Source organism: Bacillus sp. 491mf (assembly GCF_900112415.1).
Classification (GTDB): Bacteria; Bacillota; Bacilli; order Bacillales; family Bacillaceae_G; genus Bacillus_A.
In genome coordinates, this window is record NZ_FOLV01000038.1 from 1 (window position 1) to 21371 (window position 21371).

The 21371-nt window shown below is 36.8% G+C and carries 22 protein-coding genes and 1 other annotated feature (1 of these 23 running past the window's edge); of the genes, 7 read left to right on the forward strand and 15 right to left on the reverse strand.

Annotated elements, in window-relative coordinates:
* The 3 genes from BM211_RS26850 to BM211_RS21470 form a co-directional block, all read right to left on the reverse strand.
* Positions 1–201, reverse strand: a 201-nt coding sequence (locus BM211_RS26850) for a hypothetical protein (RefSeq protein WP_305728500.1), incomplete at its 3' end; no start/stop codon positions are given.
* Positions 202–247: 46 nt separating this feature from the next.
* Positions 248–643, reverse strand: coding sequence for a GerW family sporulation protein (gene ytfJ / locus BM211_RS21465; protein WP_090999478.1), 396 nt, complete (start codon positions 641–643; stop codon positions 248–250).
* Positions 644–786: 143 nt separating this feature from the next.
* Complete coding sequence (locus BM211_RS21470; RefSeq protein ID WP_035435699.1) at positions 787–1416, reverse strand: DUF2953 domain-containing protein; 630 nt, start codon at positions 1414–1416, stop codon at positions 787–789.
* Between the two features lie 155 nt (positions 1417–1571).
* On the opposite strand from BM211_RS21470, the gene BM211_RS21475 reads away from it, so the two are divergent.
* The gene (locus BM211_RS21475) at positions 1572–2375 is read left to right on the forward strand and encodes an NAD kinase (RefSeq protein ID WP_035435700.1); all 804 of its coding nucleotides are present in this window, start codon (positions 1572–1574) and stop codon (positions 2373–2375) included.
* A gap of 147 nt (positions 2376–2522) precedes the next feature.
* Here BM211_RS21475 and BM211_RS21480 read toward each other — a convergent pair whose 3' ends face one another.
* The 8 genes from BM211_RS21480 to refZ all read right to left on the reverse strand — a co-directional run bounded on the left by BM211_RS21480 (position 2523) and on the right by refZ (position 12221).
* Positions 2523–4085, reverse strand: a complete 1563-nt coding sequence (locus tag BM211_RS21480) for an amidohydrolase (RefSeq protein ID WP_090999481.1) — start codon at positions 4083–4085, stop codon at positions 2523–2525.
* A gap of 19 nt (positions 4086–4104) precedes the next feature.
* Positions 4105–4677: a 2'-5' RNA ligase family protein gene (locus BM211_RS21485; RefSeq protein ID WP_177206981.1), complete on the reverse strand. Its 573-nt coding sequence runs from the start codon at positions 4675–4677 to the stop codon at positions 4105–4107.
* 129 nt (positions 4678–4806) lie between these two features.
* Positions 4807–6393, reverse strand: a complete 1587-nt coding sequence (mbcS, locus tag BM211_RS21490) for an acyl-CoA synthetase MbcS (RefSeq protein ID WP_090999485.1) — start codon at positions 6391–6393, stop codon at positions 4807–4809.
* Positions 6394–6594: 201 nt separating this feature from the next.
* Positions 6595–6789, reverse strand: a complete 195-nt coding sequence (locus BM211_RS21495) for an alpha/beta-type small acid-soluble spore protein (protein ID WP_090999487.1) — start codon at positions 6787–6789, stop codon at positions 6595–6597.
* 79 nt (positions 6790–6868) lie between these two features.
* Positions 6869–8080, reverse strand: a complete 1212-nt coding sequence (gene thiI, locus BM211_RS21500) for a tRNA uracil 4-sulfurtransferase ThiI (RefSeq protein ID WP_090999490.1) — start codon at positions 8078–8080, stop codon at positions 6869–6871.
* Between the two features lie 6 nt (positions 8081–8086).
* A complete protein-coding gene (locus tag BM211_RS21505; protein ID WP_035435708.1) occupies positions 8087–9229 on the reverse strand; it encodes a cysteine desulfurase family protein in 1143 nt (380 codons plus the stop codon).
* A gap of 259 nt (positions 9230–9488) precedes the next feature.
* The gene (gene ezrA / locus BM211_RS21510) at positions 9489–11198 is read right to left on the reverse strand and encodes a septation ring formation regulator EzrA (protein ID WP_035435710.1); all 1710 of its coding nucleotides are present in this window, start codon (positions 11196–11198) and stop codon (positions 9489–9491) included.
* A 384-nt stretch (positions 11199–11582) separates the two neighbouring features.
* Entirely contained in the window at positions 11583–12221 is a 639-nt protein-coding gene (gene refZ / locus BM211_RS21515; protein WP_090999492.1) for a forespore capture DNA-binding protein RefZ, read from the reverse strand.
* Between the two features lie 171 nt (positions 12222–12392).
* Between refZ and BM211_RS21520 the strand changes: the two genes are divergently transcribed.
* Positions 12393–12872 carry a GAF domain-containing protein gene (locus BM211_RS21520; protein ID WP_090999494.1) on the forward strand — a complete coding sequence of 160 codons (480 nt, stop codon included), beginning with the start codon at positions 12393–12395 and terminating at the stop codon, positions 12870–12872.
* Positions 12873–13107: 235 nt separating this feature from the next.
* On the opposite strand, the gene megL is transcribed toward BM211_RS21520, so the two are convergent.
* Positions 13108–14283 carry a methionine gamma-lyase gene (gene megL, locus BM211_RS21525; RefSeq protein ID WP_035435716.1) on the reverse strand — a complete coding sequence of 392 codons (1176 nt, stop codon included), beginning with the start codon at positions 14281–14283 and terminating at the stop codon, positions 13108–13110.
* Positions 14284–14633: 350 nt separating this feature from the next.
* Here megL and rpsD point away from each other — a divergent pair, with 350 nt between their 5' ends.
* The 5 genes from rpsD (at position 14634) to BM211_RS21560 (ending at position 18753) form a co-directional block, all read left to right on the forward strand.
* Entirely contained in the window at positions 14634–15236 is a 603-nt protein-coding gene (rpsD, locus tag BM211_RS21535) for a 30S ribosomal protein S4 (protein WP_035435719.1), read from the forward strand.
* A 367-nt stretch (positions 15237–15603) separates the two neighbouring features.
* The gene (locus tag BM211_RS21540; protein ID WP_035435720.1) at positions 15604–16413 is read left to right on the forward strand and encodes a hypothetical protein; all 810 of its coding nucleotides are present in this window, start codon (positions 15604–15606) and stop codon (positions 16411–16413) included.
* An 815-nt stretch (positions 16414–17228) separates the two neighbouring features.
* A complete protein-coding gene (locus BM211_RS21550; protein ID WP_090999496.1) occupies positions 17229–17702 on the forward strand; it encodes a hypothetical protein in 474 nt (157 codons plus the stop codon).
* Between the two features lie 244 nt (positions 17703–17946).
* On the forward strand, positions 17947–18213 hold the full coding sequence (locus BM211_RS21555) for a hypothetical protein (RefSeq protein ID WP_141771682.1): 267 nt from the start codon (positions 17947–17949) through the stop codon (positions 18211–18213).
* Between the two features lie 18 nt (positions 18214–18231).
* Entirely contained in the window at positions 18232–18753 is a 522-nt protein-coding gene (locus BM211_RS21560) for a hypothetical protein (RefSeq protein WP_035435726.1), read from the forward strand.
* A gap of 163 nt (positions 18754–18916) precedes the next feature.
* Here BM211_RS21560 and BM211_RS21565 read toward each other — a convergent pair whose 3' ends face one another.
* From BM211_RS21565 to tyrS, 3 genes are all read right to left on the reverse strand, one after another.
* Complete coding sequence (locus BM211_RS21565) at positions 18917–19075, reverse strand: hypothetical protein (RefSeq protein WP_035435728.1); 159 nt, start codon at positions 19073–19075, stop codon at positions 18917–18919.
* A 312-nt stretch (positions 19076–19387) separates the two neighbouring features.
* Entirely contained in the window at positions 19388–19954 is a 567-nt protein-coding gene (locus tag BM211_RS21570) for a mechanosensitive ion channel family protein (RefSeq protein WP_090999498.1), read from the reverse strand.
* 60 nt (positions 19955–20014) lie between these two features.
* The gene (gene tyrS, locus BM211_RS21575) at positions 20015–21271 is read right to left on the reverse strand and encodes a tyrosine--tRNA ligase (RefSeq protein ID WP_090999500.1); all 1257 of its coding nucleotides are present in this window, start codon (positions 21269–21271) and stop codon (positions 20015–20017) included.
* A gap of 65 nt (positions 21272–21336) precedes the next feature.
* Positions 21337–21371: a binding site (T-box leader), on the reverse strand; it runs 192 nt beyond the window's last position.

Sequence of the window (21371 nt, forward strand, 5' to 3'; positions counted from 1 at the left end):
GCTCAGAATCGCAGGACGCCCACGCCCCTGACAGAGAGGCGCTTTTTGCCTCGTCCGAGGGGGCGAAACGACCGGAGATTCTAGCCGCTGGAGCTGGACAATGCTTCCGCTGAATTTTGAGGCGGGAGTATTACTGCCCACAAATAGCGGGATAAATCTAAAGAAGATGATTTCTGTTAATGCAGAAATCATCTTCTTCATATAGCATCATTTTTTAACGTCTTTTACAAAAGGTACATTTCATTTTCTATATTTCATACTCCGGCTGTTCATCTTTTTGTTTGTTCATCATTTCTTTCACTTTATCAACTGCTTGCGGTGCTAATTCCACTATTTTATCAAGTATGTGCGTCTGTTTATCTAAATGAAGCACTTTCACACCTTCACTATTTACAACAAGAAAAGCAATCGGATTAATAGAAACACCGCCGCTGCTCCCGCCGCCAAATGGATGATGATTATTATTTTCCAACTTCCCAAATTCACTGCCACCTGCCGCAAAGCCAAAGCTTACTTTAGAAACCGTTAAGATAACACTTCCATCAGGTGACTGAATTGGATCACCAATAATTGTATTCACATCAATCATATGATTTAAATGCTGCATCGCTGTTGTCATTAATCCTTGAATTGGATGTTCCATATAATCCCCCCTATATTTATCCCGCTATTAACGGGCAGTAAAGGCTTGAGAAGAGCAGGGAAGAAAACTGCCCGTAAAAGCCCGATTGGTTCAACTAATAATCAGTGGGGATGAAAAAAATCCCCACTGATTAAAGTTTCACTTTATTGCTGCATCGCATGATCTGCCTGAATAACTCCTTGCTTCTTCAGAAATATAAACAACCGAATTGCCATCCTAACTGCTCGATATATGCGAAACGAAGCCGTTAATTCACAATGTGATGCCACAGTTTTCCCTTGAAAGATTGGAGTAATTTCAAGCTGCGGCGCACCAATAATTTCTACATATTGACCGGCAACGCCAACAATGATTCCTTTTGCCGACCATACATAGCCTGTAATAACTCCAGTACTCGCTGCATCACCTGTTCCAATTTGCGAATACCATCTCCAATTGTTGATTTTCACTTTTTGAAGAAAATCTTTAAACATAGTATGGATTTCTTGCAGCCTTTTTATAATCTCAGCTACACTGTCAAGCGCTGCCACCAATTTATCCTCAGTTCCGCCTTCCTCTCCTGCTTTTTCTATTTTTTGACTTGTTTTCCTTTGCTGCTTTTCAATCCGTTCTAGCACATCAAACGTATAATGAAACATCCAAATTTTTATTTGAAGCAAACATTGCTTTTCTGTTTCTGTATATAACAAACTAATTTTCAACGATAATTTCGATAACAAAATAAGTAAGACAAATAAAATAAGAATTCCAATTCCAATCACAAGCCACTTCATCGTACCATCCTTTCATTTCGTATCCATTATCGACACGATATGAAAAAATTAAACGAACTTGAAAATATAGATTTTTCTAAAAACAAAAGGATTTTTCATATTTTTATCGAAATATAATATTTGAACATATTATTTACTGCATGGAGGGATACAAAATGGAAGATCGTCGCAATTTATTTTTCTTTTACGGTGATGACAAATCAACGCTTATCGAAAAAATGACACCAGTATACGACATTTTAAAGGAAAACGGATTTACAATACTAGACCATCCAAAGAACGCAAACGCTATCGTTAGTGTTGGCGACGACGGGACATTTTTGCAGGCTGTTAGAAAAACAGGATTTCGTGATGATTGCTTATACGCAGGGGTTTCGGCAACAGATGATATTTCCTTTTACTGTGACTTCCACATCGACCATGTCGATAGCGCCCTTCAAGAAATCACAAAAAATGAAATTGAAGTAAGAAGATATCCAACCATTCAAGTAACTGTCGATCATGACACATCTTTTTATTGCCTAAATGAATTTTCACTGCGCTCTAGCGTAATTAAAACATTTGTGTTAGATGTGTACATCGATGATTTATATTTTGAAACATTCAGAGGGGATGGCTTAGTCGTTTCTACCCCAACAGGAAGCACTGCATATAATAAGTCACTAAGCGGCGCTGTCGTAGATCCATTAATTCCATGTTTCCAAGTAAGTGAGCTTGCTTCTTTAAATAACAATACGTACCGTACCCTTGGTTCTCCGTTCATCTTAAGCAACGATCGTACGTTAACATTAAAATTAACTCATAACGACAAAGATTATCCTGTTATGGGTATGGATAATGAAGCACTTAGCATTAAGCAAGTGGAAAAAGCAGTTGTTCGTTTAAGCGATAAACAAATCAAAACAGTGAAACTAAAAAACAATTCGTTCTGGGAAAAAGTACAAAGAACGTTTTTATAAAGTGAAACTTTAATCAGTGGGGGGGTTTTCATCCCCCACTGATTATTATTAGTTGAACCAATCGGGCGCATGCCAGCAGTTTTCTTCCCTGCTCTTCTCCGCCCACGAATAACGGGATAAGAAATAAAAGGCGGCATGTGCCGCCTTTTATTTCTTATACACAATCTCCCCATCCACAACCGTCATCATAACGTCTATCTCTTTTATTTCCTCTTCCTGTACGTTAAATATATCTCTATCTAATATCGTAAAATCCGCTTCATATCCCGCTGCAATTTTACCGCGGCTTTCTTCTTTTCCGATTGCATATGCGCTTCCTGTTGTGAACAGTGAAACTGCTTCAAATACTGTTAATCTTTCTTCTGGCATGTAACAGTTTCCATCCACAAAGCTCTTTCTTGTTACGGCGCTGTATATTCCTAAAAGTGGATTCACATGCTCGATTGGTGCATCCGAACCGCCTGCGCAGTGTAAACCAGCAGAGAGGAGTGTTTTCCATGCATATGCATACCGAAGCCGGTGCCCTCCTAGTTTTTCAATAACAGATGGAAAGTCAGAAGAAACGAAGACAGGCTGAATATCTAAAATCACTGGGAGCTTCTTCATGCGCTGGATTAATGCTTCACGCGCAAGCTGACAATGAATAATACGGTCACGCTGTCCTTCTTTTGGCGGATGCATTTCAAGCGCATCAATTACATATTCAAGCGATAGATCACCAATTGTATGAATAGCAACAGGCATATGGAATTCTCTTGCTTGTTTGACGAGTTCCGCAAGCTCTTCGCGAGAAAAAATCGCAACGCCATTCGTTTCCTTTGCATCTTCGTATGCTTCACTAAGTAGCGCTGTTCGACCACCAAAGGAACCGTCTGAAAAAATTTTCATTGCCCCAAACTCAATATAATGTGTATTCTCATATTGCTTACGTTCGTGTGCTACTTCATGATGAACAAGAAGATGCGCTTTAAACGACAAATTTCGAACGACTTCCGTAAAGGCATTGTATGTTTTTTGAAAACCACCATAGTAGTTTAAGTCTTCTGTATGACCGCCAACTAGTCCGTATTGCCAACAATCTTGAATTGCTGTTTGCAGTGCCTTCGTTAAATAAACTGCATCGATTTCCGGTTGAATAGGAGCGATTAAATCCTGCGCTTGTTCATACAATAAACCTGTGAATTCACCATGTTGATCACGGCCAATCTCTCCGCCTTTTGGGTCTTCTCTACCTTGCATAATCTCAGCTTTCTCAAGAATATAAGAGTTCACCAACGTTACATGACGGCAAACACGTTTCAATAGAATAGGATGATGAAGTGATAAATCATCTAAATCCCGTTTATGTACATCTTTTCGATCTGTAAAATTATTTTCATTCCAGCCCTCGCCAATAATCCATTCTCCTTGCTTCGCCCTGTTCACTCGCTCAGCAACAAGGTTTAGCACTTCCTCATAAGATGTGCATGCTGATAAATCTAGGCGAAGCAATCGTTCTCCGTGTCCGATAAGATGCATATGACTATCGACAAGACCAGGAAGCATTGTTTTCCCTTCTAAATTGACGAACTGTTTCGGCTGATACTGTTCTTCTAGTTCTTCTTTCCCTCCAGCGACAATAATTTTACCGTTCTCTACGTAAACAGCTTCGACTCCTCCTCCTTCTTCTTCCATCGTATAAATGTTTCCGCCGTGCCAAAGTTCTCCCATTTTTTCTCCCCCTTTTTTATTAGCTATGAACACTGTTTGTGACACCGGTTAACCTTTTTGAAAAAATAATCGGTGCATCCACACATTTTTTATTTTTATATTCAACTTTAATAAGCGCAATTTCATTAATAACTGCATCTACTTTCTCTATTCTGTTTGTACAATATTGAAACGCTTCATGAAACTTTTCTTCCGTTAAGTGATTAGCAATTGTACAATGCGGAATCCAATTTCCTGGAAGATATAATGAAGATGGATTGTCGCTATATTTTTTCATTTTCTCATGGAAATTGTGATGAAAATCCAATAATGTTTTTGTAGGTACAGGAGATAAAAACACTGTCTGAGATGCTAAAAATGTTCCTAATGTGCCTAGTGTTATAGGAATGCTACTCGTCTCTTGTAAAACTTGATTCATGTCTTCTATAAAAGATTCTGGCTCAATGTTTTGATAACTAGCAATTGTAATATGAGGTCTTCTATTAGGAGCTTCTTTAGAATAATAAGAAATCCCGCTTCCACACAACTCATTCCATACTGCATGTAGTTCTTTTTCTGTTGTTTCATCGAACAAAGCAATTACACCGTACATTTTCTCCCTCCAAAACATTATTTCTTATTATCTCAATTTTCTTATAATAACATTATAAAACACTCCCTCCGATTAAACAAAAAACCCAATTCTATTTGAATAGAATCGGGCAGAGTAAAGTGTGTTATATTACTTGGAGGCCAACTCCATTTCACGTTTTCGCAGCTCTACGCGGCGAATTTTACCGGAAATCGTTTTTGGCAGTTCTTTCACAAATTCAATTTTACGCGGGTATTTATAAGGCGCCGTTAATTCTTTCACATGTTCTTGTAAGAGCGGAATTAACGTGCTGTCTTGCTCATCGATATTTTCTTTTAACACGATAAAGGCTTTTACGATATTTCCTCGTATTTCATCTGGACTTGCCACAACTGCACATTCTCTGACATACGGATGTTTGACCAGTGCATCTTCCACTTCGAATGGTCCGATTGTATAGCCAGAGCTAATTATAATATCGTCGCCGCGCCCTTCAAACCAAAAGTAGCCATCTTCATCCTTTTTGGCCTGGTCACCTGTAATGTAATAATCGCCGCGAAATTGCATAGCCGTGCGCTCTTGGTCTTTATAGTACTGTTTAAATAATGCCGGTGTTTTCACATGTACGGCAATATCCCCTACTTCTCCCGGAAGAACTGGATTACCGTCCTCATCCACGATCTCAACTTGATTGCCTGGCGTTGGTTTCCCCATCGAACCAGGTTTGATGTCCATTCCTTTTAATACGCCAACAAGTAATGTATTTTCCGTTTGCCCATATCCATCACGAACCATTACTTGAAAATACTTTCGAAATGTATCAATAACTTCTCTGTTCAATGGTTCTCCTGCTGAAACCGCACTATGCAAAGAAGAGAGGTCATATTGCTGTAAGGTCTCCACTTTCGCCATTAAACGATATTCAGTCGGCGTACAGCACAGTACATTTACTTTGTTATCACTTAATAACTGTAAATATGTTTCTGGATCAAATTTCCCGTGATACACAAATCCCGTTGCACCTGAACCGAGCGTCGCAAGAAACGGACTCCACACCCACTTTTGCCACCCTGGACTTGCTGTTGCCCATACAACATCATTCTCTTCAATTGCTAACCAATTCGCAGCGCTCGTACGAAGATGAGCATACGCCCAAGCATGCGTATGTACGACACCCTTTGGATTGCCTGTTGTTCCAGATGTATACGATAAGAAAACCATATCATCACACTTTGTTTCTGCTATTTCTAATACAGCACTCTCTGTATGAAGTGCTTCCTGTATATTATTCCAGCCTTCTAGCGGTTTTTCGCTTAATACAAACTTATGAAGGGAATGCACAGCTTCGATTCCGTCGAATTGTCCTATATACGGTTCATAACTTACAATCGCTTTTACTTCTCCGTGTTCGATTCGATATTCAATATCTTTTTTGCGCAGCATTTCTGAACTTGGAATCACGACAAATCCCGCTTTTATTGCGGCAATATACGTCATATATGTTTCAATAAGACGCGGCATCATAATAAGAAGCTTGTCCCCTTTTTGCAGACCGCTATTTATAAAAGCGTTTCCAATTTTATTCGCACCTTGTAACAATTCCCTGTATGTGACTTCTCTTTTATTCCCTTGATCATCTTGCCAAATAAGTGCAAGTCTATTTGGCTCATGTGCATAACGCTCCATCTCTTCGACTAAATTATACATCGGCGGCGCTAATAGCTCTTCCCGGTTCATACTCTTCCCCCTTTATTCTGTCCATCCTCCCTTTAATAATATAGAATTTTCTGTAAATTTTAAACCCTCTTCTTTTGACAAATTTGTTTATATTTTGACCAATTGGCTACAATAGTAGATGTTTTCTCTTATTTTTTGACATAAAACAACAAAAAGAAAGAGCGGGAAATCCCACTCTTTCTAAGCCACTATATATGGTTGTTAGCGTTGAAAACCGCCTAATTGTTGTTCAGCCATTGCAACTAAACGTTTTGTGATTTCTCCACCAACAGATCCGTTAGCACGAGATGTTGTATCAGCTCCAAGTTGTACACCAAACTCTTGAGCGATTTCGTATTTCATTTGATCTAAAGCTGCTTCTGCTCCAAAAACTGCTAATTTGTTTGTGTTTGCCATATAGTATCACCTCCTTGTGAGTATAGAGTGTGATAAACTATATGGCTTCATACATATCTTTTAATGGTAATTTATGGTTTTAAAATAAATCTTCGAATTGTTCTTCTTCTGCTACTTCTACTGTTTGTAATACCATCTTTTCTGTATTTGCAACAGCTGATTCAATAAGCGGTGTAAAATCATAGTATGATTCAAATTTATTCGCTTTTTCACGCTTCGGTTTTGTTGTCGGACTTGCTGGTGTAAAGACTGTACAGCAATCTTCGTACGGACGAATAGAAATGTCGTACGTACCGATTTCGTTAGCAATTTTTATAATTTCTAGTTTATCCATCGCAATAAGCGGACGGATAATTGGATAATTTGTCACTTCGTTAATCGTGTGCATACTATCTAACGTTTGACTCGCTACTTGTCCAAGGCTTTCCCCTGTCGTAAGAGCAAGTGCGTTACGCTCTTCTGCAATTCGCTCTGCAATACGCATCATCATACGGCGCATAATTGTCATTGAATAGCTAGATGGAATTTCTTTATTAATTGTCTTTTGCACTTCTGTAAACGGAACAAGGTGAAGTGTCACACGTTTACAATACTTCGTTAGCTCCTGTGCTAAGTCGATTACTTTCTGCTTAGCACGCTCACTTGTAAACGGGGGACTATGAAAATGAACAGCTTCCACTGATACGCCGCGCTTCATTGCTAAGTAAGCTGCAACCGGGCTATCAATGCCACCAGAAAGAAGAAGCATTACTTTTCCACCAACACCAACTGGAAGGCCGCCAGCTCCCATGCGCTCATCACACATAATATAGCTATAACCGCTTCGAATTTCGACGCGGACATTTACATCTGGATTATGAACATCTACGGTAATATCCTCTGTATTTTGTAAAATATATCCACCAATTTTTGGAAGTAGCTCCATCGTTTGCATCGGGAAATGCTTGTAAGAACGGTGAACTGTAATTTTAAATGTTTTTACGTCACGACTTACTTGCAGAAAAGCAGCAAGGGCTCCTTTTTTAATTTCTTCTAAATCTGTTGGCACTTTCATTGCTAAGTTAAACTTATGAATACCAAACACGTCTTTTAATTTATCCGCAACCGCTTCATGATCTTCACCATTTAACTGAATATACATGCGGTCATGCGTCGCATCAATTTTTAAGTTTGGAAATTTTTTTAATTTATGTTTTACATTATCTTTTAATGTACTTACAAACTTCGAACGGTTCTTTCCTTTTGTTGTCATTTCGCCGTAGCGAACTAAAATATACTCGTATGTCATCATCTTTCCTTACCTCATCACTTCATATAATTTTGGCAATGTTTCTTTTATAATTCCTTCGAATTGTTTTACTTCTTCTATCGTATTTTCCGCAGTTAAACTAATACGAATCGCACTTTCTGCTACCGCATGCGGCAAGCCCATCGCTAGTAAAACATGGCTTACTTCGTTTGCTCTTGAAGAACAAGCAGATTTTGTTGATACATACACACCACGTTCTTCCAAAGCATGCACAACAATTTCTGGCTTTAATCCGACAAATGATACGTTTAGAATATGTGGTGCCGTCTGTTCTTTCGGTGTATTAATTGTAACATCCTTCATACCTTTAAACATGCGAATCAGTTCTTCCTTTAACTCGCGAAGATGCCCCGTATTTTCGGACTGTTTTTCTAAAGTCATTCGCAAAGCTTTGATCATCGCAACAATTCCTGGTAAGTTTTCTGTACCAGAACGGTAACGCAACTCTTGTCCACCACCCGATAAAACTGGATCGAGTCTTACACCATCACGAACATAGAGAAGTCCTGTTCCTTTTACACTATGGAACTTATGCCCCGAAATTGTGCAAAGATCAATATGACTTTCATACAAATCAAGCGGGACTTTTCCAATTCCTTGCACATGATCAACGTGGAATCGTACTTTCGGATAGTTCGTTAATAACTTCCCAACTTCATCAACCGGCTGAACCGCGCCTGTTTCGTTATTGACGTGAATCATCGAAACAAGAATGGTATCATCTCGAAGAGCACGTTTCACATCTTCTACTGATACAACACCATTTTCATTTACCGGCAAATATGTAACGTCAAAACCAAGATTTTCTAGCTGCTTATATGCTTCAAACACAGAAGCGTGTTCAATGTTTGTTGTAATCATATGCTTACCACGGGAGCGATTTCTCATCGCAATCCCCTTAATTGCAAGGTTATTTCCTTCTGTTCCTCCAGACGTAAAGACAATTTCTGAAGGCTTTACGCGAAGAAGCTGAGCTGCAATCGTACGTGATTGCGTTAATAAACGCTCTGATTCTCCTCCAAGGGAATGAATAGAAGAAGGATTTCCAAAATATTTTCCTGCAACTGTCACATAAGATTGCAAGGCTTCCGGGTACGGCTTTGTCGTCGCACTATTATCAAAGTAAATCATTGTTATTCCCCTTTCACCGATATCGAAATCCTATAAAGTGAAACTCCTTTACTTTACGAGAAAGACCTTCGTAGCGGGATAATCATATCATACACTCATGTATTTCCGCTAAGCTTACTCATAGTTTCCGTCATTAGAGCGGAAGTATGCTTTTCTGCTTTTAATGAAAAAATGCTCCATATTCCGCTATTCATTATAGCAATATTACACCATAATGCATACAAAAGTTATTTGCACAAAAAACAAACCCCTTAATCAATTAAGGAGTTTGTTCTAAGTCAACAAATTCAGCAATCTTCTGCACAATACCTGGTTCAATTTGCTCTAATACAGAAGCTGCTTGTTCTAGCGCTGCATCATATTCATATTCACGGAACAGATGCTCAGCGTTATCTAAACTTTTCGCCAACATATCATCATGACTGCGATAACGATTACCATACTGAATTAATTTCTCTACTAAATATGCTTGTTCAATTAACTCTTGTGTTGCTTCGTGAACACCATTTACAACAGCTACCGCTTCTTCTAGTGTACGATTCACCGCCCCCATATCAAGCGGCTTTAATTCTAATTGTTCATACACACTTTGCATCGCCTGCTGTCCGTTTTGCAGATCAGCCACGATACGATTTGGCAACCCAGGTAAATTCGACTTTTGCATCATGCGCTTTGATTCCGCCATCGTATGACGCATTTCCTTTAATGCCTCACGCGCTTCAAATTCTTCTTTACGCATCGTTTGCAACATGTCTTGGTACTCAGCATGAAGTACTTTTAATGTTTCACATTGCTCATAAATTTCTTCTAACTCTTCTCGAATGACAGAAAATGCGATATCTTGCTCTGCAATACGAAGTTGCAACACATCAAAACGTTTCATTAAAATGTGCATCTGTTTTTCAACCACTTTTTGAGACTCGATATCTTTATCCTGTAATTGATAACTTTGTTTCACAAATTGTGTTTCTGCTTTCGTTTCCAGTGCTTGTTCTCGAATAATCCCTAAATCTTCGTATACAGTTACCGTCTGCTGTTCCACATAATGTTTAGCTCTTACTTCTAGCTCTAACTGTTCATATAATGTATCAAGTTGCTCTTTTAACACTTCTATTTTTTCTTTTGCTTCTACTACGTGTAAAGATTCTAAATCGGCAAGGCACGTTTGCAGTTGTTTGTTCATCTCTCTTACTTCTTTTGGGATTTCCAAATGATTTAATACATAGCCTTGTTTTTTCATATCATCGTGACCTTGTGATAGATCTTCTAATTGTACTGGTAATGTCGCTTGGCATTCTACTAATAGCTCTGGTATTTCATGCACAATTACTTCCAAATGTGCTAGTCCTTCTTCTAAACTCACTACAATTTCACGCGCTTTTAAGTAATCTCCATTTTGTGTTGCTTCATCAAACGTTTGAAATTTCTTTGACTCTGCATCAAGCTGTCCTTCAATCTTCTTCTCGGCTGCGCCAAACATATGACGATGAGCAAGCACACCCTTTTTCAAATTGCGATATGTATCACGCAACTGCTCAATTTCTGAATTGTTTTTCTCATAGCTTTCCAACAATTCTTGCAGTTCATTTAAAATTTCTGTAATTCGATGATCTGCCTCATCTAAACCGCTAACGGATTCATTCATTGAATGTTTAGCTTTTCGGAAGGAAAATTGCGCGGCAAATTTCTGAGCGCTTTCTAAGTCTTTTTCTGCTTTCGGAAGAGTATTCGCAACAATTTCATCCCATTCATTGCGCCATTTTCCAAATAGCTCTTCTGTTTGTCCGGTCATCTTTAACTCTTTCACTCGTTTCAGTTCATCCGCTACAGGTTTATCCTTAATTTCTTTCTTCCATTGTCCTAGCGCTTCGATATCTTTATATAAACGATTTCTCATCACAAGTTCTACGATGAGGAAGAGCAAGATAGCACTTACGATGATGATAACGATCGTTAAGATTGAATCCATTCAAAATGCCTCCTATTTATCTGTTTTTTGTCCGTTCCGTTTTTTAAAATGGAAGGCTTTATGTAAGAAAAGGGAAATCCCCTATATTTAACAACTCGCAATGTATTAATCATACCATGTAATTATATGTTTTTGGCCTAGTTTTTCGAAAAATTTCATGAAAGAATTTACCGCTTCTAAGTCGATTCCATACACACCGTTAGCCCAAATTTATAATCACTAAAAGACTGTATATTATTTCTATGCAAAAACCATTGTGATTATATGATAGTTATACCACCATATAAGAGTTCGAAAAGAAAGATACCATTTCATAAAAAGCAAATAAAAACAGCTTATTCCCATACATATTGGCAACAAGCTGTTTTACGTTTTTTGTTTTCTTTATACATACGCCACTCTCGGCAGAGGATATTGTAAATGCCTTATACAAAGCGTTTGCTCCATCCACTGCTCTACTTCCTTCATATACATTTCAATAAAAAAGACTTCTGACGGAAAAGAATGCAGCACTTCTGATATATATTGCGGATATAAATACGGCATACTGATCATTCCCTTTAACTGCGTCATAAACATCGTGAATGATACATTTTGAAATTCTTTCTTTTCTTGCTCTTGTCTAATAAGTTGCTCTATATAGTATCTCTCTTTTGAAAAGTAGATCGTCATGATTTCGCGAATTAACGTGCTATCTAACGAAAGTTCCCTGTAGAAAAATCGAGTAAGTTCTCTTCTCTCAAATTGATATTGTAAAATGTTTCTCACCATCTGAAATAAAACTTCTTTTGCAGACAAAAAATTTCGCTGTTCAAATGTCATTTCAACAATACGTAAGTAGCCCTCTAAAAAGTCTGATACCAACTGTTCCAGCAACCCTTGTTTTCCAGAGAAATAATAGGAAATATTTGCAACATTGACATCTGCTTGTTTTGCTATATCACGCACTGATGTACCATTATAGCCTTTTGCATAAAATAATGAAATTGCCGCATCGATAATCTTCTGTCTTGCCTGTGTCATACACTCACTCCTCCCGCTATTTGTGGGCAGTAAAAACACGATTAATTGAACTTGATGTAAATTTCTTGACTTTTAAGACAAATTCCTTTATTTTTCTATCGACAAAGTCTTGCGAATTATCGCTTATTTTGCAATAATTTTACATTTACCTACAGAAAGGGCGGCGTTTCCATGTTCACAGCAGAAAATTTTACTGGTACACGCGAGGAGCAATACAAGGCAGTAATCAAACAACTCGATGCTCTATTAACAGGTGAGTCAAATGTAGTAGCTAACTTAGCAAATGCATCCGCTTTACTCAATGTGTTTTTGCAAGATATTAACTGGGTAGGTTTTTATGTAACAGAAGGAAATCAGCTTGTACTTGGGCCATTTCAAGGATTACCAGCTTGTGTTCGTATTCCATTTGGCCGTGGTGTATGCGGAGTGGCAGCAGAAACGAAAACAACACAGCTTGTCGCTGATATTCACAAGTTCCCTGGACATATCGCCTGCGATGCAGCCTCTAATTCAGAAATTGTTATACCGCTAATCAAAAACAATGAAGTCATCGGCGTATTAGACATCGATAGCCCAAACAAAGGACGCTTTGATGAAATCGATCAAACATATTTAGAAGAATTTGTCGATATTTTATTGAAACATATATAATGCAAAGGAGCTGACCTTAAGGTCAGCTCCTTCTTAATGCACTTGCGGTGTCGAACATCGTTGAGAGGTCTTTATCCCGCATTAACGGGAAGTAAAAACTGCAGAAGAGCAGGGAAGAAAACTTCCCGTAAAAGCCCGATTGGTGAGAGCTTTCCATCAGTGGGAAAGGCGTCACTGATGGAAGTTTCACTTTATATTGTGTCGAAGCACCGATATATTGTAGACAGCGGTCTTCTTACGATAAAGCTGTTTTTTCTTTTTGTAGTGCCTGAGCTAAGTCACCTACAATATCTTCCCAGGACTCAAGCCCTGCAGATAAGCGTAATAAGTTATCAGAAATCCCCATTTGCTCACGAACATGTTTTGGAATCACCGCATGTGTCATCGTTGCTGGGTGCTGAATTAACGTTTCTGTATCACCAAGACTCACTGCAATGGCAATTAATTTCAAGTTATCCATTACAGCTTGCGCCTCTTCTTTTCCGCCTTTTACTGTAAATGACAACACACCGCCTCCGCGCTTCATTTGTTTATTTGCAAGCAACCCTTCCGGATACCAAACATCTTCCACTAGTTCATGATTTCGGAGAAAAGCAGCAATTTTTTCCGCATTTTCAGAGTGGCGATCCATCCGCACTGCTAATGTTTTTAAACCTCGTAAAAGTAACCATGCATCAAACGGTGCCATTATCCCGCCTACATCTTTACGAATCGGACGAATTTTTTCAGCAATATCTTTCGTTTTACAAATTGTAACACCCGCTACTACATCGCCATGACCACCAATATATTTTGTCGCACTATGCAACACAACATCGCAGCCTAATGTCAGCGGTCTTTGCAAGTATGGTGAACAAAATGTATTATCAACAATAACGAGCAATCCATGCTGCTTCGCTACTTTAACAACAAGTTCTAAATCAATTAATTTCATCGTTGGATTAATCGGTGTTTCTACAAAAATGATTTTCGTATTCGGCTGAATACTATATTTAATTTCCTCTGCTGTCTCCATTTCGCATAATGTATGCGTAATTGCAAATTTCTCTTCTAACACTTCTAAAAAGCCATACGTACAACCGTATAGACCATTCGAACAAACAATATGATCTCCCGCTTTTAAAAAAGCTAAAAGTGTTCCCGAAATTGCTGCCATACCAGAGCCAAATGCCAGTGCTGCTTCCCCTCCTTCTAATGCTGCCATTCTTTCCTCAAATAACTCAACTGTCGGATTTCCAAGTCTAGAATAAATATAAGCTGAATCATACCCTGCAAAGCTTGCTTCTCCTTGCTGCGCTGTTTCAAATGTATACGTAGATGTTTGAAATAACGGCGGTGTTAAACTTCCTTTATGCTGCGTGGCATCATACCCATGATGAATTAACGTCGTTTCGATATGTTTCTTTTTCATACAAACATCCCCCTTATATCTCATCTTATGTAAGCGTTTTCTATCTGTTGCTATCCTTTCCATGAGCATTTACAAAATTCCTTCTTGCATTTTTCCAAAATTTGAATGTATAAAATGAAATTTGATGTTCTTGACTCCCTCCTAATAAACAGATATAATAGCCTTTGTGTAAAATAAAAAGGCAGCTTTGTAATATGAGTTTATTGTTTGTATTTTGTTCCTCACGATGAGGTGTATCGTGTAACTCCCTGCTGCTGGAGCGAGGATACATGAAAATGAAATACGCATAAATGTCAATTACGTCTGTTTTTATTTTACAAAAATAAAAACATTTAAAGGAGGAGTCATTCATGGCTCGTTATACAGGTCCATCTTGGAAACTTTCTCGTCGTCTTGGAATCTCTCTAAGCGGCACAGGTAAAGAATTAGAAAAACGCCCTTACGCACCAGGTCCACACGGTCCTAACCAACGTAAGAAACTTTCTGAATACGGTTTACAATTACAAGAAAAACAAAAACTTCGTCACATGTACGGCATGACTGAGCGTCAATTCCGTCGCACATTTGACCAAGCTGGTAAAATGATGGGTAAACACGGTGAAAACTTCATGATCCTTCTTGAAGCTCGCCTTGACAACCTAGTTTACCGCATGGGCTTAGCTCGCACTCGTCGCGCTGCTCGTCAATTAGTAAACCACGGTCACATCATGGTAGATGGCGCTCGCGTAGATATCCCATCTTACCGCGTTAAACCAGGTCAAGCAATCAGCCTTCGCGAAAAATCTCAGAACTTAGCTGTTGTTAAAGAAGCAGTTGAAGTTAACAACTTCGTACCTGAGTACTTAACTTTCGATGCTGACAAATTAGAAGCTACTTTCACTCGCTTACCAGAGCGCGCTGAGTTAGCTGCTGAAATCAACGAAGCGTTAATCGTAGAGTTCTACTCTCGTTAATCTCGATGCTCTGCAAAGAGTAGTATTAAAAGCCTTAGAAACCTTGTTAATTCAAGGATTCTGGGCTTTTTTTATTTTATTTAATAATGCAATATAAGGCATAAAAAAGCATGTAATTGGGGCCAATTTGGGGCCACAATACAAATAAACAAGGCTGGCGTGTGTATAGAAATAGGTAAGTGTAAATACAATAATAATTGTCCACAGCGGACAACCATACCTACATCAAATTGATGTTAACACAACAATTGTTGTGATTTAAATAAGTAGAAACCTCTCATAATAGATAGAGAGCCCCTTGTTTCTTTATGTGAGTGCAACCTATTGTTTTAAAAAATGGTAAAATGTAGTTTTAGGAGGGGGAAGAATGAGGAAACTAAAAATAACTGTTTTTATCTTATTACTGAGCATACCACTATTCCTATTAAATGGTTGCTCTACAGACACAAAACTATTTGAAAAACCAATAGAAGATTATTTGTCCGAAAACTACGGGATAAAGAATGGGGAATTTAAAATTCTTTCTGCTGATAGTGCGTTTGGAGTTTCTGATCATAACACTTACGTGGAAATAAAAAAACCATACCACACTGTTGCTTATTTAATTGTAAACAGTGACTCCCATTATGAAGTAGTTAAAAATGAAAGCGATGATGTTTTTCTAGAAATATTCAAAGGGGCTTATGTTGAACAGCATCCTGATGTTTTGAAACAATCCGATAAGATGATAAAAAAGTATAACTTATTAAGTGAATCTCCTACCGAATATGGCAAAGGGAAACAAAATTTCTATTACTATTTACATATAAATATAGATGAACAACAAGAAAAGGAATTAATTGAAAATTTCAAACGTGATCAAAAAATAAACACTGACAACATAATGAAAACGTTAAAAGATAGTACACCTAGAGATCATGCTAATTATATAGGAGTCATCAATTTTAGTTACTATTACAATACCTACAAAAATAGTGAAACTGTTCCCAATGCTCAAAATATTATGGATGATTTCGAAAAGAGCCACGTGTTAACAGAGGGTATTTATAACATAGCAGTTAAGACCATCTATTCCAGCACTAATGAAATATCAGAAGAAATGGATGATCGTCGTAATAATAATGTCATGTTTACCGTGGATAAACAAGGGAAATTCGAAATATTAAAACAACTATAGATTCTTGATAAAATACGCCAATTGTTGTGTTTTAAATAAGGGGCGACTTCCCACCAGGAAGATAGCCCTTTTTTTCTTATTACTGTTCTTGTTCTATTACTAATAACCCGGTGGTTCAAACCCACTTAGCCAAAAACGGGGACAGCTCAACTTTGAGCATACCCCCACTGAAAAAGGTAAGTACAACTTTGGATAGTCCTCCCTGCTTAATTAATTGTATAAGCATATATAGTTAAATCTTGTTTATATCCTTCAAAATCATCAATGCGAGTTATGCCGTACTCTTTACCTCTAAAAAGTATTTTCATTCTATGATGAAGGTCATTTCTCCATCGTTTTTACCGCTTTCTTTTTAGCCCCGGTCTCCTCTTTTTCAGCAGCCAATACATGAGGAATTGACGTTTTCATGAAAAACTCAACCATTTCCAACTTTGTTTCCTCATTTGGCGGGTTGTCTAATATATTTTACCCCTTCATTAAAAATGTGGATAAGTTCGCTTTGAGGTATATTAATACCTTTTAAAACGCTTAAAAATTTACTTTAATAAACTTACAGATCATCAACAATTAGTTCTTCTTAAATAAAAAACTGGAGAAGTATTTCTTCAATAATGCGTTTATGTACGATTAACACTTGTTTTTTACAGTTTTCTCCTTAAATTGGTATTATTTACTTTTTAAGGAGGGGAATTACTAGAAGGAAAATACATTTTAGAGGTTCCAGCATCTAATAAAAATTTTGGAGAAATGGATGAATATATAAAACTAGCAAAAGAAAAATATGATATTGAGATTAGATTTAGGGAGGAATAATTATGAGCTTAAAATTAAAACCTGAAATAGAAACCGCACTAAAAAAAATTGACTTTGTTAATAGATACACAAAGCTTTCTTCTTTTTCAAGAGAAAATTATGATGCCGAAGAAATCATTCCTAATCCCAATATTGAAGAAATTCAACAAATACTTGAAAAGCTAGGTTATAAATCAGTTTATGATAAGAAAGAAAAGTTTTTAAAAGTTGGAGAAATAGGTGATAAAAAAGAAATTTTATTTTATTTTAATATTGGTATTAAAGTAAACGTTCTGGATTTTACTTGGGTAGTCTATCATAATGATGAACTAAGATTAGGTAGCCCATGGAGTCTATATTCAAGACTTTTAATTTCTCCAGATACTAGAATTAAGCCAGTACTATTTAGCGATTATGACAGCTTAGAAAAAAATTTTAAAATTGCTTTAGATATGTATGAAGATTTTAAACGAGAATTAATTCCTATCTATTCATGATTTTAGAAATTAACAAGACAATTTTACCTTAAATGTAAAAAAGAAAATCCGACTCACAAGAGCCGGATTTCTTCATTTATCTAAACCATTTTATACTGTTTTATTTGCTCTAATGCTAGAACCTCTTTTCAATTCTAATACACCATTAAAGCTATCATTTCTCGATTTAGCGAGTGTATCTTCTTCTACACCTTCCAATGTAATAAATAAACATATACTGAACAAAAAGCTTACTAATTAGGAAGTGATGGTAGATAAAGCTGAAGAATTAGCCAAACGCGATGATATAACTAAGGTTTATTTAAATAAAGGACTATCAAATGAAATACCAGGAATTAAACCTAATAGAAGACCCGATATAATGGTAGTCAGAAAGGACGGAAAAATTGATCAATATGAGGTTCCAAGTAAAACAGATAACGTGGAGGATTTGCTAGAGAGGATGAAAGATAATCAAAGACTCTTAAAAGATAGAGCTGGAGATATATTTATATTACCACCAAAAAAATAGTAAAGGATAGGATAACTAATGAATGAACGACTAACAACATCTATTGTGTTATATGGAGAGATTGATTCTTCAGATTCTAAAAAATGGTTGGATTTCTATAATTATATTGTTGATTTTACTACCTCATATAATTTAACACCAAATTATATGGGGGCATCTGCAGTGTCTATTAAAAGTAGCAAGATTTCACCTATAAAAAGAATTGAAAAAAAATTATATACATCTATTGAAAATAATGAGGAAATTACATCTGTATCCTTATACAACCTTCCAGATGAATTTGAAATTGCTGCTTTTGACTATAACGCATACATATGTAGAACTAACAGATTAACACCTCCGCATATATTAGTTACTTTTTTAAACGAAGTATTCGATGAAGTTGATCATACAAAATTGATGGAGGACATGAAGGATTTTATAAACTTTAAACACGGTGAAATATTCAAACTATCTAAGTTAGAAAGTCCACATATATATGCATCTAGAGCAAATAATCCATCTACATTTAAAACTCTAGAGGTAATTTGCAAATTTTAAACACTAATAAAGCGATATAAAAATAAATGAAAAATACCGCACATAATGAGGACACTGAAAAAGTCCTTTAAAAACAAAAAGAAGATAGTTTCCTATTATAGTAGGAATTATCTTCTTTTTCAGAAGTCCAAAAACTGAATATTCTATTTTTATCCAAATTATGTTAATGTTTAATCAACTTTATATTCATCGCTTTATTCTCTTCTTGTTTCTCCACATAAACATGTTGTTCACTATAATTTTTTTGTAAGTGACTTTTTTCGTTTTCTGCTAGTTGTCCTGCATTTAACAGTGAAAAAATAATTAATGCTTCTAGTGACATATAGATAACTCCCTCTTTTCTATCACTTATGATGTTTACAGCATACATGCTTGTTATGAACTTGAAGTGAACATACGGAAAATTTTCAAACAAAAGACTTCGGTATTATTACACCGAAGTCCTTTGTTTATTTCTATATATCCATTTTAATTTTTCAACATATAAATCGCCACTACGGAAAATATACCATGACCGCTACTTGCTTGCTCCTTTTGTTTTAAACCTTGCATGTGGTAGGACAAGGCCCTGACCGTTTCTATGCGCAGCCAGATGCTCGGGCGTTTTTATGTCGTTTTCTTAATATATATATTCTTACGCTATTTCTTTACGTTTTTCACCTAAAGAGTAGTTCGCAACTTTTATAATTGAACTGTTTGCAATGAAATAAATCTCCCCATCTTCTGCAACAAGCTGCGTTGTACGAAGCCCTACTTCTTCAATGATACCGTCAATATCATTAATTTTCACTTTATCGCCAACTGAAAATTGATCTTCAAAAATAATAAAGAATCCTGTTACAATATCTTTTACTAAGTTTTGTGCCCCAAAACCAATTGCTAAACCGGCAACACTCACCCCAGCAAGAAGCGCTTTAATATCGATTCCTACTGTTTCTAAAATCGTCATAACAACCATGAAGTATACTACATAATGAATTATATTTTGACAAAGCTTCGTTAATGTTGCTTCACGTCTTTCATTCGTACGTACAGGCGCTTTGCTGCTCATCTTAAATATTTGTTCAATTCCTACAGAAGCGACGCGAATAATCACTTTTGCCACTATTAAAATAAGAACAATTTTAAGAATAATTCCCCCAAATTTTATTAACTTCTCTGGATTTAATACATACTCTCCTAAAATTTCTTGAATATCCATAACATTAACTCCTCTCCCTTAAAATACAAAAAGCGTAAGGATTCTTACGCTTTTGGCATTTTAGTAACGAATTAAGAAATATTTTTTCTTACCGCGACGAATGATTGTAAATTTACCTTCAATGCGGTCTTTTTCTGTTACCATGTAGTCTAACTCTTGTGTACGCTCACCATTTACATAAACCGCACCATTTGTAATATCTTCGCGCGCTTGACGTTTTGATGGTGAAATTTTACTTTCTACAAGTACATCCACTAACAATGCATCTTCTACACTACGCTCTACAGATGGTACATCTTTAAAGCCTTGCTCGATTTCTGCTGCTGTTAATTCTGCAACAGAGCCGCTAAATAATGCTGCTGAAATTTTAATCGCTTGCTCTAATGCTAGAGCGCCGTGAACAAGTTTTGTCATTTCATAAGCTAATGCTTTTTGTGCTTCACGCTTTTCAGGTGCTTCTGCAACTTGTTTTTCTAACTCAAGAATCTCTTCATGAGATAAGAATGTGAAGTATTTTAAGTATTTCACAACATCGCGATCGTCTGTGTTAATCCAGAATTGGTAGAACTCGTACGGCGTTGTTTTTTCTGGGTCTAACCAAACCGCACCGCCTTCTGTTTTACCAAACTTCGTACCGTCAGATTTTGTTACAAGCGGTACAGTTAAACCGAACGCTTTCGCATCTTCTTCTGATTTACGAATTAATTCTAAACCAGCTGTAATGTTGCCCCATTGATCACTACCACCAATTTGTAATCTGCAACCGTGCGTTTGGTATAAGTTTAAGAAATCGTATGATTGTAAAATCATGTAGCTAAACTCAGTAAATGAAATACCTGTTTCTAAACGAGATGCAACTGTATCTTTCGCTAACATGTAGTTTAAACCAAAGTTTTTACCGATATCGCGTAAGAATGTAATTAAATCTAAAGAACCAATCCAATCGTAGTTGTTTGCGATTGTTGCTGGGTTTCCTTCTTTATTGAAGTCTAGGAAGCTAGAAAGCTGCTCTTTAATACGCTCACTGAAAAAGGCAACTGTTTCTTTTTCATTTAATGTACGTTCTGCCTTCTTACCACTTGGGTCACCAATTAAACCTGTAGCTCCGCCAACAAGTGCGATTGGCTGATGCCCAGCTTGTTGAAAACGACGTAATATTAAAATTGGCAGCATATGACCAATATGTAAACTGTCAGCTGTCGGGTCAAAACCACAGTATAATTTCACACTTTCTTTCTCTAATAGTTCTTTCAAACCTTCTGCATCTGTCTGTTGATTAATCAGACCACGAAATTCAAGATCTTGTAAAATGTTCACCCTATTCACTCCTTTAAAAATCGTTTGTGCGCGGAATTTAAAAACATAAAAAAATCGCCCCTTCAATAAGGGACGATTTTAATCATCGCGTTACCACCCT